Annotated in this window: 10 protein-coding genes; 3 read left to right on the top strand and 7 right to left on the bottom strand. The window is 62.0% G+C overall.

Annotated elements, in window-relative coordinates:
- Nucleotides 1-99 precede the first annotated feature (99 nt).
- A complete protein-coding gene (locus C7T36_RS14015; RefSeq protein ID WP_239654667.1) occupies nt 100-774 on the bottom strand; it encodes a hypothetical protein in 675 nt (224 codons plus the stop codon).
- Here C7T36_RS14015 and C7T36_RS14010 point away from each other — a divergent pair.
- Nucleotides 767-1,033 (top strand): hypothetical protein, encoded by a 267-nt coding sequence (locus C7T36_RS14010; protein ID WP_239654666.1) that lies wholly within the window; start codon nt 767-769, stop codon nt 1,031-1,033. The genes C7T36_RS14015 and C7T36_RS14010 overlap by 8 nt on opposite strands.
- Here the strand turns inward: C7T36_RS14010 and C7T36_RS14005 are convergent, their stop codons facing one another.
- The 3 genes from C7T36_RS14005 to C7T36_RS13995 form a co-directional block, all read right to left on the bottom strand.
- Nucleotides 1,034-1,930 (bottom strand): cutinase family protein, encoded by an 897-nt coding sequence (locus C7T36_RS14005; RefSeq protein ID WP_033235346.1) that lies wholly within the window; start codon nt 1,928-1,930, stop codon nt 1,034-1,036.
- A gap of 66 nt (nt 1,931-1,996) precedes the next feature.
- Nucleotides 1,997-3,049, bottom strand: coding sequence for a 2,3-butanediol dehydrogenase (locus C7T36_RS14000; RefSeq protein WP_045066160.1), 1,053 nt, complete (start codon nt 3,047-3,049; stop codon nt 1,997-1,999).
- Complete coding sequence (locus tag C7T36_RS13995) at nt 3,046-4,212, bottom strand: LLM class flavin-dependent oxidoreductase (RefSeq protein ID WP_033235345.1); 1,167 nt, start codon at nt 4,210-4,212, stop codon at nt 3,046-3,048. The genes C7T36_RS14000 and C7T36_RS13995 overlap by 4 nt, the downstream gene beginning before the upstream one ends.
- A gap of 87 nt (nt 4,213-4,299) precedes the next feature.
- Here C7T36_RS13995 and C7T36_RS13990 point away from each other — a divergent pair, with 87 nt between their 5' ends.
- Nucleotides 4,300-5,064, top strand: a complete 765-nt coding sequence (locus tag C7T36_RS13990; protein ID WP_045066158.1) for a helix-turn-helix transcriptional regulator — start codon at nt 4,300-4,302, stop codon at nt 5,062-5,064.
- 84 nt (nt 5,065-5,148) lie between these two features.
- On the opposite strand, the gene C7T36_RS13985 is transcribed toward C7T36_RS13990, so the two are convergent.
- Both C7T36_RS13985 and gltB read right to left on the bottom strand, forming a co-directional pair.
- The gene (locus C7T36_RS13985) at nt 5,149-6,600 is read right to left on the bottom strand and encodes a glutamate synthase subunit beta (RefSeq protein ID WP_045066156.1); all 1,452 of its coding nucleotides are present in this window, start codon (nt 6,598-6,600) and stop codon (nt 5,149-5,151) included.
- Nucleotides 6,593-11,191 carry a glutamate synthase large subunit gene (gene gltB, locus C7T36_RS13980; protein ID WP_045066155.1) on the bottom strand — a complete coding sequence of 1,533 codons (4,599 nt, stop codon included), beginning with the start codon at nt 11,189-11,191 and terminating at the stop codon, nt 6,593-6,595. Before gltB ends, C7T36_RS13985 begins: the two co-directional genes overlap by 8 nt.
- Nucleotides 11,192-11,676: 485 nt before the next feature.
- Here gltB and C7T36_RS13975 point away from each other — a divergent pair, with 485 nt between their 5' ends.
- Nucleotides 11,677-13,122 carry an NAD(P)/FAD-dependent oxidoreductase gene (locus tag C7T36_RS13975; RefSeq protein ID WP_045066154.1) on the top strand — a complete coding sequence of 482 codons (1,446 nt, stop codon included), beginning with the start codon at nt 11,677-11,679 and terminating at the stop codon, nt 13,120-13,122.
- Here the strand turns inward: C7T36_RS13975 and C7T36_RS13970 are convergent.
- Complete coding sequence (locus C7T36_RS13970) at nt 13,101-14,915, bottom strand: TerD family protein (protein WP_052683445.1); 1,815 nt, start codon at nt 14,913-14,915, stop codon at nt 13,101-13,103. The genes C7T36_RS13975 and C7T36_RS13970 overlap by 22 nt on opposite strands.
- Nucleotides 14,916-14,931: the final 16 nt, after the last annotated feature.

Genomic DNA, 14,931 nt, shown 5'->3' with positions numbered 1-14,931 from the left:
CTCCCCCGTATGTAGTGAACAGCAGACAATGACTTCCGCTGACAATACTGAGCTACGGGCAAATATGAGGCAACCGAAGCCGAAGCGCGGCAAGAACGGTCAGGAACCCGAGCTACCGCTCGACCCGAGTGAGCCTGTTCCACCACCGAGGTCGTCGAGCGGATCAGATCCGTCGATACCGCCCGGGAACAGGTATGCCGTGGACACCGTATTGAGCGACGTACCCGAAGTTGCCGGCGCCTTGGCGCGCCAATTGACGATCGGATTCAACACTCCGAACGGGCCACAACCACTGGCAGACGGAATAGCGAAATCGGTTGTCGCACTCTTGACGGGGCTAACCTTCAACGCCCCCGACGGCGCTACTTCGAAAGCCGGACTGGATTCAGCCGTAGGCGTGAGGTGGAAGTTCACCGGCGCCGTTTCGGATCCCAGGTAGCAGTTGTTGCCGAGGAAAGCGTTGTTGATCTTCATCCGAACCGGGAGGCTGATATCCATGTTGGTGATCAGATCGTTGAAGACGGGCACGCCCACCGCCTGCACTTCAGCCGTGACGCCCGCCAAACCGAATAGATTGTTGAACGGAAGATCGATACCGAGCACACCACCCGGCACGGTCATCGGCTTGGCGTAAACACCGAAATGACCGTCATCGCGTGGCAGAAGAACAGTACTCACACCCTCGCCCGCCCCAGCTTCTGCCGCGATGATCATGTCACCGTCACCAATGGGCAGGTTGAACCCGTTGTTGTTGAAGGTCCCGCTGTTGACCACAACGGACACACAGGATTCGGCGGTCGCCGGACAAACAGCCGCGCCGGGAATCGACGCGGCCATCCCCCCGAGCGGCATGGATTCCGCCGAGATCCTCTATGCCGACGGAACCTGCAACGCCATCGCCCAGGGCATGCCGCGATCCGAGGTGCTCGCAGAGTTCAAGGCAGTTGGCGACGTGTATGCCCAGGTCACTCCGATGCCGTCACAGCGAATCGCCGAAATCTATGTGGAGACAGCAGAAAACACGTATTGCTGATCAGGCTTTACCGGCCAGCCAGTTGTGCAGCCACGATGTAGCGGTGGTGCCCGAACCGTCGACTACGTAACGGGTGTAGTCGGTATGAACCTGTGACCCGTAGAAATCGACCAACTGATCGACACGCCGATCGTTGGCGCCGGGATCAAGTTGCGCCATGAGAGCGGGAAGCCCACCCGCAGTGATCAAGTCACGCACGATCACAGCCGCCTCGTCGCGCAACGAGAGAGCCGTTGCCGGAGTGGGATCGGAAACTTGCGCCATGAAGCCGGCCAGACGCATCACAAAATCGTCTTCGGGCGTCGAGCAGTACAGATCGCCCGCAGCACACAGAGTGACGGTATCGGCTGACAGCCAACCGAATCCGCCGATGCGAGCACCACTGGCGCCGTTACCTCCAACCCACGGACCGATCAACACATCGGACTCGGCGCGACGCGGATCGGACAGCAGACCGACTCCCGCAACACGATTGGGCGGAACGACGCCGATGCCTGTCCCGATTTCGGCTGCGAGGTCGCCGGCCGCGTCGGCGCCCTGGCTGTACCCGACTATCGCGAATCGAGTGTCGCCGCACGACGCCGCCATCGCCCCGATCATGCCGCGCGCATTGTCGACCGCCTGCCTTTTCGACCTGGCGTAGACATTCGATTCCCATGGGAAAGCGGTGGCCGAGTACGTGACGTAGTCGGTTCGCACCGACGACGGGAGGCCACTGGTGACCGGCGCGAGCATGCCTGCACCGGGCGAAGCGCCTGAGGGCTCCCACGTTCCCGGAATCGCTACGACATACAGTTCGGGGCAGGGCGCTGCGGACGCCGTCGGTGCGCCGACGGCCTGCACTACACCAGCGGCCGCAACAACCGACAACATCGCAACAAAGCGCTTTGCACCCATCAAACACCCCGCATCCGATCGGGCAGACCCCTGTAGTCACCGCAGATATTTGAGCAGCATACTTGGTCAGAGCCCTCCTGTGGCGACCTCAACCAGTACTTTCATCCGGCGACCAGCGGACGCCGCCTCAACTCCTTCGACCACGATGTCCGCAAGGGGGACACATTCCACCCAGTGGTCGAGTGGATAAGCGCCCGACGCCATCCGGTCGATGACGCTCTCGAATTCCTTACGCGAACACGAGAGAGACGACATCACTCGTGCCTCGGTCAACATCAGCGCATACGGGTTGAACTGGAGCGGTTCCTTGTACGTCGCTACCAGGACGACTGCGCCGCGCGCTCGCACCGATGCCAGTGCACTCTCGACTGTCGCTGCGACACCGGCACATTCGAACACCGCGTCGGCGCCGTTCCCGTCCGTTCGCTGGGCGACGGCCGCAGCCAGATCATCGATACCGGGATCGATCACGTCGAACCCCATCTTCGTGGCCACGGATTGGCGTACCGGCGACGGCTCACTCAGCAGAATCCGGTCCACTCCACCGGCCCGGAGGTTGAGGGCAGTCGCGATACCGATGGGCCCCGCTCCCAGGACGAGCGCAAACTGACCTGCCGCCGCGCCGGAGAGCTCTACCGCATGCAGTGCGACGGATAGCGGTTCGATCACCGCGCCCTGCCTGAGAGTCACGGAGTCCGGAAGAACATGCACGGCACTTGCCGGAACTGCGGTGCGCTCCGACAATCCTCCGCCATGCGCGTTGATCCCATGGAAGGCCGCCATTACACACAGATGCTCGAGACCGCTACGGCATCGCGCGCATTGACCACAGTAATAGTTGGGCGCCACCACTACTCGGTCTCCGACAGCCACGTCCACGACACCGGCACCGATCTCACAGATGATTCCGGAGAATTCGTGGCCGAGGACCTGCGGTCCACACGCGCCAGTCAAGGGATGCGGCTGATCGGAAATCCCGTAAGCGTGAATCAAGCCGAGGTCGCTGCCGCAGATGCCGTTGAACGCCACCTCGACCATCACGTAGCCCTCGCGAAGTTCCGGTTCCGGAACATCCTCGACGCGAAGGTCGTCGACGCCATACAGGACAGCCGCCCTCATGCCTTTGCCGCCAATTCGTCTTCGTACTTCTTTGTCATGTGCGCAATCGCGGCATGTTGTGCCTCGTTGTGACTTTCGCGTACCTTGCCCGCCCTGGTCGCCGCGTCGAATGTGGGCTGCGATTGTCCCTGGAAGTGCGGCGCCACTTGCTGCGCGATCAACTCGAACGAGCGCCGAGTTGCGGCGGGGTTCGCCCAGTCGGTACCCATGATCAGCATCGATCCGAACCCACCTGACTGCTCGACGAGTTTGCCGACCAGTTCCCGCGCCTGAGCCGGAGTTCCGATAACGCCCATGCCGGAGTGGTTCATGTACGCGATCATCTGTTCCATGTCGGCGCCGCCGGAGCCGAAGTGCGGGAACGCCGCGACCTTGCCGAAGTAGTCGATCCACTCCCCGAGCCCGAACCGCACATCTTCCTGCGCTTGCTCTTCCGTCTCCGCAATGTGCATGGGGCACACCAGTCGCCACTGGTCACGATCGACGACGGTACCGAACTCGGTGGCACGTTCCTCCATGATCCCGAAGTGATGACCGAGCGCGTCGAAGCCTTCCGGCGTGAGGGTCGCACCGATCGAGAGCAACCCCAGACCGTGCTTACCGGCCAACCGGGGTCCGGTCGGCGAGGCCACGCCGGCGACCACGATGTCGAACATCGGGTGCGAGTACGGACGAAGCTGCAGTTGCGCGTCGACCAGATTATGCGTCTTGGTCTTAGCGGTGACGCGCTCACCGTTCAACAGTCGTACCACGATGTCGAGGTTGTCCTCGAGCAGTTCGCGGCACTCCGTGGGATCGAGTCCGATCATCGACGAGTCGGTCGGCAGTGAACCTGGACCGACACCGAGCATTACGCGGCCACGAGTGAGGTGATCGAGAAGCACCAACCGGTCCGCGACCCAAAGTGGGTTGTGGTAACTGAGCGACGTCACACCGGTGCCGAGCTTGATCCGTTTGGTGCGTTCTGCCGCTGCGGCGATGAAGATCTCGGGGCTGCCGATGATCTCACTGCCCGCGCTGTGGTGCTCACCGATCCACACCTCGTCGAAATCGAGACGATCGAGGTGCTCCACCAGCTCCAGGTCACGTTGCAACGCCAGCGTCGGGTTCTGTCCAACCGCATGATGCGGTGCTACGAAAGCACCGAAACGTAGCCTGCCCATGGAAATACTCCTCAATATCGATTGAACCAGTCGATACGACGCTAGAATTAGTTCTAGCTCAGCACCAGTGCACTTTGGGGGACATCAGTGAGTGACATCGCGTTGACCGCCGTCGAATACGAGCGGGTTTTCGCAGTCCTCGATCGCTGCGATTCGGTGCGAACGGTGACGGAGTTCCGGGACGTCATAGTCGAGGCGATACCCGCAGCATTCCCCATCCGGCACGCATCCTGTTTCGTAGGCGACACCTTCGAGAGCCAGTTCACCGACCGGAACGCCACGGTCACAGCTGCCGGCTCCGGCTCCGGCAGCTGGGAGACGATCAAGGCGAATTACCAAGAACATTGGGCACGCCACGACGTATTCAATCTCCCGCAAGCACGGCAGCAGCTCCAATCGACAAGAGTCGCGTCACTTTCCGAGTTGGGCGGGCTACCCAAGCCTGCGGCGGTTTACGTTCACGAATATCTTCATCCGCACCAGATGCATTCGATCACTGCGATGCACCTCGATCTCGCGGCGGGCGGGCATGCACTGATCGGGCTGTTCGATCCCGACAAAGATGCGATAAGGCCGAAAGATCTTCTGGCTCTTCGACTCTTGGCCCGGCAGCTCTCGATACTCACTCGCGGCCTCCAGACCCTGCCAGGACTCGACCTGTTTGCAAAGCTCACGGCACGCCAACGAGAGGTAGCAACATTGGTCGCCGACGGCCGCAGTAATGCCTCGATCGCCGGGCAACTGAATCTCACCCAGGACACCGTCAAGAAGTACGTCAGCCGAATCCTTGCTGCGACCGGATGCGCGTCCCGCACCGAGCTGGCGATCGATGTTCGACGCCAATCTTTCTGATCAGTCGCCACTCGGATAGACCGGCTTCACGAAAAACCGCACCCCACCGTCGTGGTGGGGTGCGGTTTTGTACGTCTCGTGCGACTAGCGCTGCGGAGCCGCCGTCGGGAGGATCGGAGCCGGAAGCGCCGTCTCACCTTCGAGGTAGGTGTCCACAGCAGCTGCTGCGGAACGTCCCTCGGCGATGGCCCAGACGATCAGGGACTGACCGCGGCCCATGTCTCCGGCCACGAAGACACCGTCGACGTTGGTGTTCCACTTGGACGTGCGGGCGACGTTGCCGCGCTCGTTCAGGTCGACACCGAGATCGGTGAGCAGACCCGGCTTTTCGGGTCCGACGAAGCCCATCGCCAGGAACACGAGGTCGGCTTCGAGCTCGAAGTCCGAGCCCTCGACCTTCTCGAAGCGACCCGACTTCATCTCGACCTCGTGAGCCTTGAGGCCGGTGACCTTGCCGTCTTCACCGACAAACTTCTCGGTGTTGACGGAGAACAGGCGCTCGCCGCCCTCCTCGTGAGCCGAAGCCACGCGGTACATCAACGGGTAAGTCGGCCACGGAGTCTGCTCGGCGCGAGTCTCCGGCGGGCGCGGCATGATCTCGAACTGATGGACGCTGGCAGCGCCCTGACGGTGCGAGGTACCGAGGCAGTCGGCTCCGGTGTCGCCGCCACCGATGATGACAACCTTCTTGCCCTTGGCATCGATGGTCGGAGCATCGAGATCACCGAGCTGAACGCGGTTGGCGATCGGGAGGTACTCCATTGCCTGGTGGATGCCGTCGAGTTCGCGGCCGGGGATCGGCAGGTCGCGAGCTGCGGTAGCGCCGCCGGCCAGAACCACTGCGTCGAACTGCTCGCGCAGCTCGTCAGCCGTGATGTCCACGCCCACATTGACGTTGGTCTTGAAGACGGTGCCTTCGGCTTCCATCTGCTCGAGACGGCGGTCGATGTGGCGCTTCTCCATCTTGAACTCGGGGATGCCGTAGCGCAGCAGGCCACCGATGCGGTCAGCCCGCTCGAAGACCGTCACTGCGTGACCGGCGCGGGTCAGCTGCTGCGCTGCAGCCAGACCGGCCGGACCACTGCCGACAACTGCGACGCGCTTGTTGGTGGAACGCGCGGCGCGAACCGGCTTGACCCATCCTTCGTCGAAGGCCTTGTCGATGATCTCGACCTCGACCTGCTTGATGGTGACCGGATCCTGGTTGATGCCCAGGACGCAGGACGCCTCACAGGGTGCGGGGCACAGGCGACCGGTGAACTCCGGGAAGTTGTTGGTCGCATGCAGACGCTCGATTGCGTCGTGCCAGTGGTCCTTGTACACCAGGTCGTTCCACTCGGGAATCAAGTTTCCGAGAGGGCAACCGTTGTGGCAGAACGGAATTCCACAGTCCATGCAACGGCTGGCCTGGGTCTTGAGGTTTTCCTTCGGGAACTCCTCGTACACCTCTTTCCAGTCGAGCAAGCGCAGTGGAACGGGACGACGGACCGGCAATTCGCGCGAACCGTGCTTCAGGAAACCGCTTGGATCACCCACGAGCTGCCTCCATAATTGCCTCGTCGACGTTTGCGCCGCGGATTTCGGCGTCCTTGATTGCCATCAGTACCTTCTTGTAGTCACGCGGCATCACCTTGGCGAAGTGGGTCACCTGCTGGGACCAGTCCGCGAGGATCCGCGCAGCAACCTCGGAACCTGTTTCGTCGCGGTGCCTTTCGATGACACTCTTGAGCCAGACGTACTCGTCGCCCTCGAGGTCCTCGATATCCACCAGTTCGCTGTTGACGTTGGCTTCGAAATCACGGTCCGGATTGAAGACGAACGCGACGCCACCGGACATGCCGGCACCGAAGTTACGTCCGGTCTTACCGAGAATGACCACCTTGCCGCCGGTCATGTACTCGCAGCCATGATCGCCGACACCCTCGACGACGGCAGTGGCGCCGGAGTTACGGACTGCGAAGCGTTCGCCGACGATCCCACGCAGCAGAGCCTCGCCGCTGGTAGCGCCGAACAGGATCACGTTGCCACCGATGATGTTGTCCTCGGCGACAAAGCCTTCCGCTGCGTTGAGCGGCGGGCGTACGACGATGCGTCCACCCGAGAGACCCTTGCCGACGAAGTCGTTGGCGTCGCCGTTCAGGCGCAGGGTCATACCGCGGGGCACGAATGCACCGAAGCTGTTACCGGCGGAACCGGTGAACGTGATGTCGATCGTGTTGTCGGGCAAGCCCTCTCCACCGAACGCCTTGGTGACCTCGTGGCCGAGCATGGTGCCGACCGTGCGGTTGACGTTGGTGATCGCGGACTCGAATACGACAGGCTCACCCTTGTCGAGTGCATTGCGAGCCGAGACGATCAGCTGCTGATCGAGCGCCTTGTCGAGGCCGTGATCCTGCGTGCCGGTGCAGTGGACATCCTGATCCATGAACGCGGACTCGACCTGGGTGAGGATCGGCGACAGATCGAGATTGCCTGCCTTGCTTCCCTTCCAGTGATCGAGAGCGCGTGTGGTGTCCAGCATGTCGACCTGGCCGACTGCTTCGAGCAGCGTGCGGAAACCGAGTTCCGCGAGAAGCTCGCGAACCTCTTCGGCGATGAACATGAAGAAGTTCTCGACAAATTCCGGCTTGCCACTGAAACGCTTGCGCAGCACCGGGTTCTGCGTCGCAACACCAACGGGGCAGGTGTCGAGATGGCAGACGCGCATCATGATGCAGCCCGAGACCACCAGCGGTGCGGTGGCGAAACCGAACTCCTCGCCGCCGAGCAGAGCAGCAACAACAACGTCGCGGCCCGTCTTGAGCTGGCCGTCGACCTGCACGACGATGCGGTCACGAAGACCGTTGAGCAGCAACGTCTGCTGGGTCTCGGCGAGGCCGAGCTCCCACGGTGCGCCGGCGTGCTTGACGGAGGTCAGCGGAGTGGCACCGGTGCCACCGTCGTGACCGGAGATCAGAACGACGTCGGCATGTGCCTTGGAGACACCGGCCGCGACGGTTCCGACGCCGACCTCGGAGACCAGCTTCACGTGGATGCGGGCCTGCGGGTTGGCGTTCTTCAGGTCGTGGATCAGCTGAGCGAGATCCTCGATCGAGTAGATGTCGTGGTGCGGCGGCGGCGAGATGAGTCCGACGCCAGGCGTGGAGTGCCGAACCTCGGCCACCCACGGGTACACCTTGTGAGCCGGAAGCTGGCCGCCCTCACCGGGCTTGGCTCCCTGCGCCATCTTGATCTGGATGTCGGTGCAGTTGGTCAGGTAGTGCGACGTGACACCGAAGCGTCCCGAAGCGACCTGCTTGATCGCACTGCGGCGCGAATCACCGTTCTCGTCCGGCGTGAAGCGTGACGGATGTTCGCCGCCCTCACCGGAATTGGAGCGAGCGCCCAGACGGTTCATCGCGATGGCGAGGGTCTCGTGAGCCTCGGCGGAGATGGAACCGTAGCTCATCGCACCCGTCGAGAAACGCTTGACGATCTCGCTGGCCGGCTCGACCTCGTCGATCGAGATCGACGGCCGCTTGCCGATGTTGAAGTCGAACAGACCACGCAGAGCCGCAAGGCGCTCCGACTGGTCGTTGACCATGGTCGTGTACTCCTTGAACACCTCGTACTGACCGGTGCGAGTTGCATGCTGGAGCTTGAAAACCGTGTCCGGGTTGAACAGGTGGTACTCGCCCTCACGACGCCACTGGTACTCGCCGCCGACCTCGAGCTCGCGGTGAGCGCGCTCCTCCGGACGATCGAGGTACGCGACGCGGTGACGTGCAGCTACATCGGCTGCGATCTGATCGAGGCCGATACCGCCGAGCTGCGACTGCAGTCCGGTGAAGTACTCGTCCGTCAGCTCCTGCGACAGGCCGATGACCTGGAACAGCTGAGCACCGGTGTACGACGCGAGCGTCGAGATGCCCATCTTGGACATCACCTTCAGGACACCCTTGCCGGCTGCCTTGATGTAGTTGGCGATGCCCTTCTCGAGGGTCAGACCCTCGAGTTCCTTGTTCTGCAGGAACTCGTCGATGGTCTCGAAAGCCATGTACGGGTTGACCGCGGCAGCACCGAAGCCGATGAGGAGCGCCATGTGGTGCACCTCGCGGGCGTCGCCGGCCTCGACGATGAGACCGACCTTGGTGCGCGACTTCTCACGAACCAGGTGGTGGTGAACAGCCGAGGTCAGGAGCAGCGACGGGATCGGTGCGTAATCCTCGGTGGACTCGCGATCCGAGAGCACGACGAGGCGTGCGCCACCCGCGATTGCCTGCGAAACCTGGTACTTGATGCCGTCGAGCGCACGACGGATACCGTCGCCGCCTTCCTTGACGGGGTACAGGCCACGGATGACAACGCTGCGGAAGCCGGGGAATTCGCCGTCGTCGTTGACGTGAACAAGCTTCGACAGATCGTCGTTGTGCAGGATCGGCTGCGGGAGCGCGATCTGCTTGCAGGAATCAGCGCTCGGGTGCAGCAGGTCACCCTCGGGGCCGAGTGTGGCACCGAGGCTGGTGACAACCTCTTCACGAATAGCGTCGAGTGGCGGGTTGGTGACCTGAGCGAACAGCTGCGAGAAGTAGTCGAACAGCATCCGCGGGCGTGCGGAGAGCACGGCGATCGGAGTGTCGGTACCCATCGAGCCCAGAGCCTCGGCACCGGAGAGGGCCATCGGCTTGACGAGGAGGTTGACCTCTTCGCTCGTGAAACCGAAGAGCTGCTGACGCAGAACGACACGCTCGTGCGACATGTACGTGTACGGGCGATCCGGCAGATCGTCCATGTGGATCAGACCTTCGTCGATCCACTCCTGGTACGGATGCTCGGCAGCGAGTTCCGACTTCAGTTCGTCGTCGCTGATGATCCGGCCCTGAGCCGTGTCCACGAGGAACATGCGGCCGGGCTGGAGGCGGACCTTCTTGACCACGGTGGACGGATCGATCGGCAGAACGCCGACCTCCGACGCCATGACAACAAGGCCGTCCTCGGTGATCCACAGACGCGACGGACGCAGACCGTTGCGGTCCAGCACTGCGCCGATGACGGTGCCGTCGGTGAAGCACACCGACGCCGGTCCGTCCCAAGGCTCCATGAGAGCCGAGTGGTACTCGTAGAACGCCCGACGAGCGGGGTCCATGCTCTCGTGCTTCTCCCAGGCTTCCGGGATCATCATGAGAACTGCGTGCGGCAGGCTGCGGCCGGCGAGGTGCAGCATCTCGAGCACCTCGTCGAAACGAGCGGTGTCGGATGCGCCCTGGGTGCAGATCGGGAAGATCTTCTCGAGGTTCTCGCGGCCACCGAAGACGTCGCTGTCGATGAGGGACTCGCGAGCGCGCATCCAGTTCTCGTTGCCGGTGACCGTGTTGATCTCACCGTTGTTAGCGACCCGACGGAACGGGTGCGCCAGCGGCCACGACGGGAACGTGTTGGTGGAGAAGCGCGAGTGGACGAGGCCCAGCGCGCTCTCGACACGATCGTCCTGCAGATCCAGGTAGAAACCCTTGAGCTGCGGGGTGGTGAGCATGCCCTTGTATACGAAGGTCTGGCCGGAGAGGCTGGGGAAGTACACCGTCTCGCTACCCGGGCCGCCCTTGCCTGCGCCCGCGCTGCCGAGCTCGTGCTCGGTGCGCTTTCGCACGACGTAAGCACGACGCTCCAGGTCCATGCCGGTGAACTTGTCACCCTCGGAACCGATAAAGATCTGACGGAACGTCGGCATCGCGTCGCGCGCCAATGCGCCGAGCGACGAGTCGTCGGTTCCGACCTCACGCCAACCGAGAACCGTCAGGCCCTCTTCGACGACGATCTTCTCGACCGCGGCAGCAGCCTCGTGAGCTTCGGCGTCGCCCTGGGGCAGGAATGCGATACCCGTTGCGTACGCGCCTTCGGCGGGCAGCGAGAAGTCCACGACAGCTCGGAAGAACTTGTCGGGAACCTGCAGCAGGATGCCTGCGCCGTCACCCGTGTTGGGTTCGGATCCGGCAGCGCCGCGGTGCTCGAGGTTCACCAGAGCGGTAATCGCCTTTTCGACGATGTCGCGACTGCGGCGACCCTTCATGTCGACAACAAATGCGACTCCACAGGAGTCGTGCTCATTGGACGGGTGATAGAGGCCCTGGGGGCCTGGAAGTTGCTTCATACCCAGCCTTCGTATGCCATAAATATGCACCGACGACCAGCAACGCTGATGGTCATCAACTTGCAATGCAAGTTCGTAAGCACCGGCACGACGATGTGTCCGGCACAGTCGGTTGAAACTTCTGCGAGTCAACCGTGTAACGAAAACGATAATTCAGAACCCCAGCATGCGCGCAACTAAGGTAGCCCTATATTTGCTCTGAACTGCGGCGATGCAGGACGCCCGAGAGCGCCTCGGAAAGATTCAGGGCTGCGTTCGTGCAGAAAAGTTCCGCTTCACAGGATACCGAATCCCCAGGCAACCGGCCTAAAAGTGCGACAAATGCAACAACTGGCCGCAGCGATAAAGATCAGCTGCGGCCAGTGTGTCTGAAACTGTAGCAAAAGTTGATCGATCAACCAAGGGCTGCTGCGGCATCAATTGTTAACGGAATCTCATTCGTGTGATTTCCCTACGCTCCCTGCGATTTCCGTACGCTCAGCCGCATGACAACAGCGGTGGTCGTGGGCAGCGGCCCCAACGGACTGGCAGCGGCAATCGAACTCGCCCGACACGGTATCGCGGTCCACGTCATCGAAGGCGCCGACAAGATCGGCGGCGGCACCCGCAGCAGTGAATACATTGTCGACGGACTCATCCACGACGACTGCGCGGGCTTCCATCCCACCGCGCTGGCATCACCGTTCTTCCGCGGACTCGACCGGGAATTCGGTTTCGCCGATCACGGATTGGAATGGCTCTGGCCCGAAATCGATCTGGTCCATCCACTCGACGACGGGACCGCCGGGGTTCTGTGGCGCGATATCGACCGAACTGCCGACGAGATGGGCGTCGACGGTAAGCGGTGGCGCTCGGTATTCGGGTATCTGTCGGAGCACTTCGACGCGTTGGTCGAGGACGTCTTTCAACCAATCGTCCATATCCCGAAACACCCGCTGATACTGGCCAGGTTCGGCGCCGGCGCGATTCTCCCCGCAGCTGGTTTCGCACGTATGTGGAAGACCCCACAGGCCCGGGCGCTGTTCGGTGGCAGCGCCGCGCACATGTTCGGTGCGCTGACTACCCCACTGTCCAGTGCGGGCGGACTCATGCTCACCGCAGGCGCCCACGCACACGGCTGGCCAGTCGCCCGCGGCGGCTCCGGCTCTATTGCCGCTGCTCTGACCTCCATTCTGCGCAGCCTCGGCGGCACCGTCGAAACCGGAAACCGGGTCACCGACTTCTCCTCGTTGGCCGGCTACGACATCGTGATGCTCGACCTCGCACCCGACGCCGCGGCACGACTCCTCGACGGTCATCAGCCCGATCGCATTGCGCGCGCCTACCGTCGCTACCGCTACGGACCAGCCGCCTACAAAGTCGACTACGCCGTGCGCGGCGACTCCGACGGAACCGTCGTACCGTGGACGAATCCACACGCCCGAAAAGCCGGCGCCTTGCATCTCGCCGGATCGATGCCGGAAATCGCCGCCGTCGAACGTCAGACCGCCCGGGGTGAAATGCCCTCAGCACCATTCATTCTCGTGGGTCAGCAATTCCTGGCCGACCCATCACGATCAGTGGGAGACATCCACCCACTCTGGTCGTATGCACATGTCCCGCATGGATATTCGGGTGATGTCACCGAGTCCGTCACTCGGCAGATCGAACGCTTCGCACCCGGTTTCCGGGACCGGATCGTCGGCGTGCATGTTCGCAACGTCCCGCAGATGGAGGCCTACAACCCCAATTACGTCGGCGGGGACATTTCTGCCGGAGCAAACACACCGAGGCAGCTCATCGCCCGCCCCAGGTTCGGGTTGGATCCTTATGCCACCGGAGTTCCTGGTGTCTTCCTCTGCTCGTCAGCAACTCCCCCGAGCGGCGGCGTCCACGGGATGTGCGGCTACAACGCGGCGCAGGTGGCACTTCAGTCCACGTTGATTCCGTAATCCGTTGCGACACCGCGCAGACCAGAGGCATAGCCTTGCCCCACTGCCCGAAACTTCCATTCACCGTTGCGGCGGTACAGCTCTCCGACCACCAACGCGGTTTCAGACGTGAGTCCGTCAATCGGAAAGTTGATCACAGGATGACCGGTACTCAGATCGACGACGGTCGCATGGAGACCACGAAGACCCGAGAACTGCCCACGGTCGATCGATCCGACAATCACGATCTTGTCGGTGTACGTTGCCGCGCGGGGTAAGTCCATCCGGATGGAATCACAACCGGGAACACCGTTCGCTACCTGGCGAGATTCGTAGCCCACAGCACCGGTGGCATGAACCGGCTGGTTGTAGAAGACAAAATCACTATCCGATTGCACCCTCTCGTTTGCTCCGAGAAGCAGTGCCGACGTATCCACATTGGCTTCGGCTGGGTTGCCGTGCCACGCAAGCGCAACACGAATCAGGGGCGCCCGGACGGGAGTGTTCGCACCTTTGGTCAACGTCAAGATATCCGGCACACTGGATGTCTCGCTCGAGAACAGGAACCTCGCCCGGTCGAGGACACGCTCCGTCGCAGCCTGCACGTCCGACAACGAGGGTGACGAATACAGCGGTTTGATCAAGGTGATGTGTTCGTACTCGACGCCGATCTGGCAGTCGTCCAGATCGACACCGCGCAAGTTCTCGGGAATCTGCCCGTTCTCCGAAGGCCCGAGCACGAGAAAGACGCAGTGTTTATCTCTCCACGGCGCAAAATACACAATCGACGAACCCTCCGGAGAAGGTACGTCCTTCTTGTAGTTGTCACCGTCGAGAGAGTCCCACCCGGCCCCCGCCAGCCGGCGCTTGAAATCCCACGAAAGCTCAATCGGTCCGTGATCGTGTGGTCTGAGATGTTCGAGACCTGGAAGGTGCCAAATCCGACGATGAACCGACCTGCCGAAGATATCGGCAAAGGTGCTGGGCACCAACGTTTTCTGCGCCAAGGCGGTGAACCATGACCCATCCAGAGCGCCGAGTGGATTGACGAATTCACGGAGCACCCGCCCAGAGTCCGCATCCGGCAGAACGGTAACGATGATCGCAGAACTGTCTGCGCTCTCGATCCCGAACCACAACACATTCTCGATGCTCGAGAACGATCCAAGCCATCCACCCTCCGTCGCAGAACCGCGGAACGCGGGAATCACGCCGGCGACGGCAGTGAAACAACTCGCCAAATCCGACGGACCGTAGACGACGAGGCTCAGACCAACGCTGGACATCAGCCCGAACGCTATCTGTATCGGGTCATTCTCACCGAGTCCCGGGTCACTCAACGTTGTCGTGTCACTCGAATCCGGAGACAGAATCGGTAGGCCTTCAGGAGTGACATTCCCGGACTTCGAGAAATGTCCTTCTCGGGCCATGGTCTCGAAAGTTTCGGCCATTTGTGGTCCGACCAGAATCCCGCCGATATGTTCCGACACCGCAACACCTTTGGCAGCGCAATGAGTGAAGTAATTCCAGATGTCGTCGCGTTCAGGCCCGGGACGACGCACGATTGCGCTGATCGCATCCGCGTTGCCCGGAAGGTGTTTTACAGCAATAGATTCCACAATGTTTACGATGGCCTGGACAACCTTGTCCACGTCGATGGCGTTGAAACTTCCCGAGTGGCTGTCGACCAATTCCTGTGCCACGTCGGATAGTCCGGGCCGCAGGCTTTGGTGGGCCGCCCAGTTGGGAACTGCCGCAATGCGTTCAGTGGTCCAGTCGGTGGTCGGCGCCTTGGTTCGGGAGAACATTCCCATGATGCACAGCCCTTCT

Source organism: Rhodococcus sp. AD45-ID (assembly GCF_003023755.1).
Taxonomy (GTDB): Bacteria; Actinomycetota; Actinomycetes; order Mycobacteriales; family Mycobacteriaceae; genus Rhodococcus_F; species Rhodococcus_F globerula.
The sequence above is the reverse complement of the archived record's forward strand: the minus strand, read 5'-3'. Positions and strand labels throughout refer to the sequence as shown.

What these genes read in the sequence shown, in the direction of transcription:
- C7T36_RS14005 (WP_033235346.1), bottom strand. Translation starts at nt 1,930, where the DNA reads ATGGGTGCAAAGCGCTTTGTTGCGATGTTGTCGGTTGTTGCGGCCGCT.
- C7T36_RS14000 (WP_045066160.1), bottom strand. Translation starts at nt 3,049, where the DNA reads ATGAGGGCGGCTGTCCTGTATGGCGTCGACGACCTTCGCGTCGAGGAT.
- C7T36_RS13995 (WP_033235345.1), bottom strand. Translation starts at nt 4,212, where the DNA reads ATGGGCAGGCTACGTTTCGGTGCTTTCGTAGCACCGCATCATGCGGTT.
- gltB (WP_045066155.1), bottom strand. Translation starts at nt 11,191, where the DNA reads ATGAAGCAACTTCCAGGCCCCCAGGGCCTCTATCACCCGTCCAATGAG.
- C7T36_RS13975 (WP_045066154.1), top strand. Translation starts at nt 11,677, where the DNA reads ATGACAACAGCGGTGGTCGTGGGCAGCGGCCCCAACGGACTGGCAGCG.
- C7T36_RS13970 (WP_052683445.1), bottom strand. Translation starts at nt 14,915, where the DNA reads ATGGGAATGTTCTCCCGAACCAAGGCGCCGACCACCGACTGGACCACT.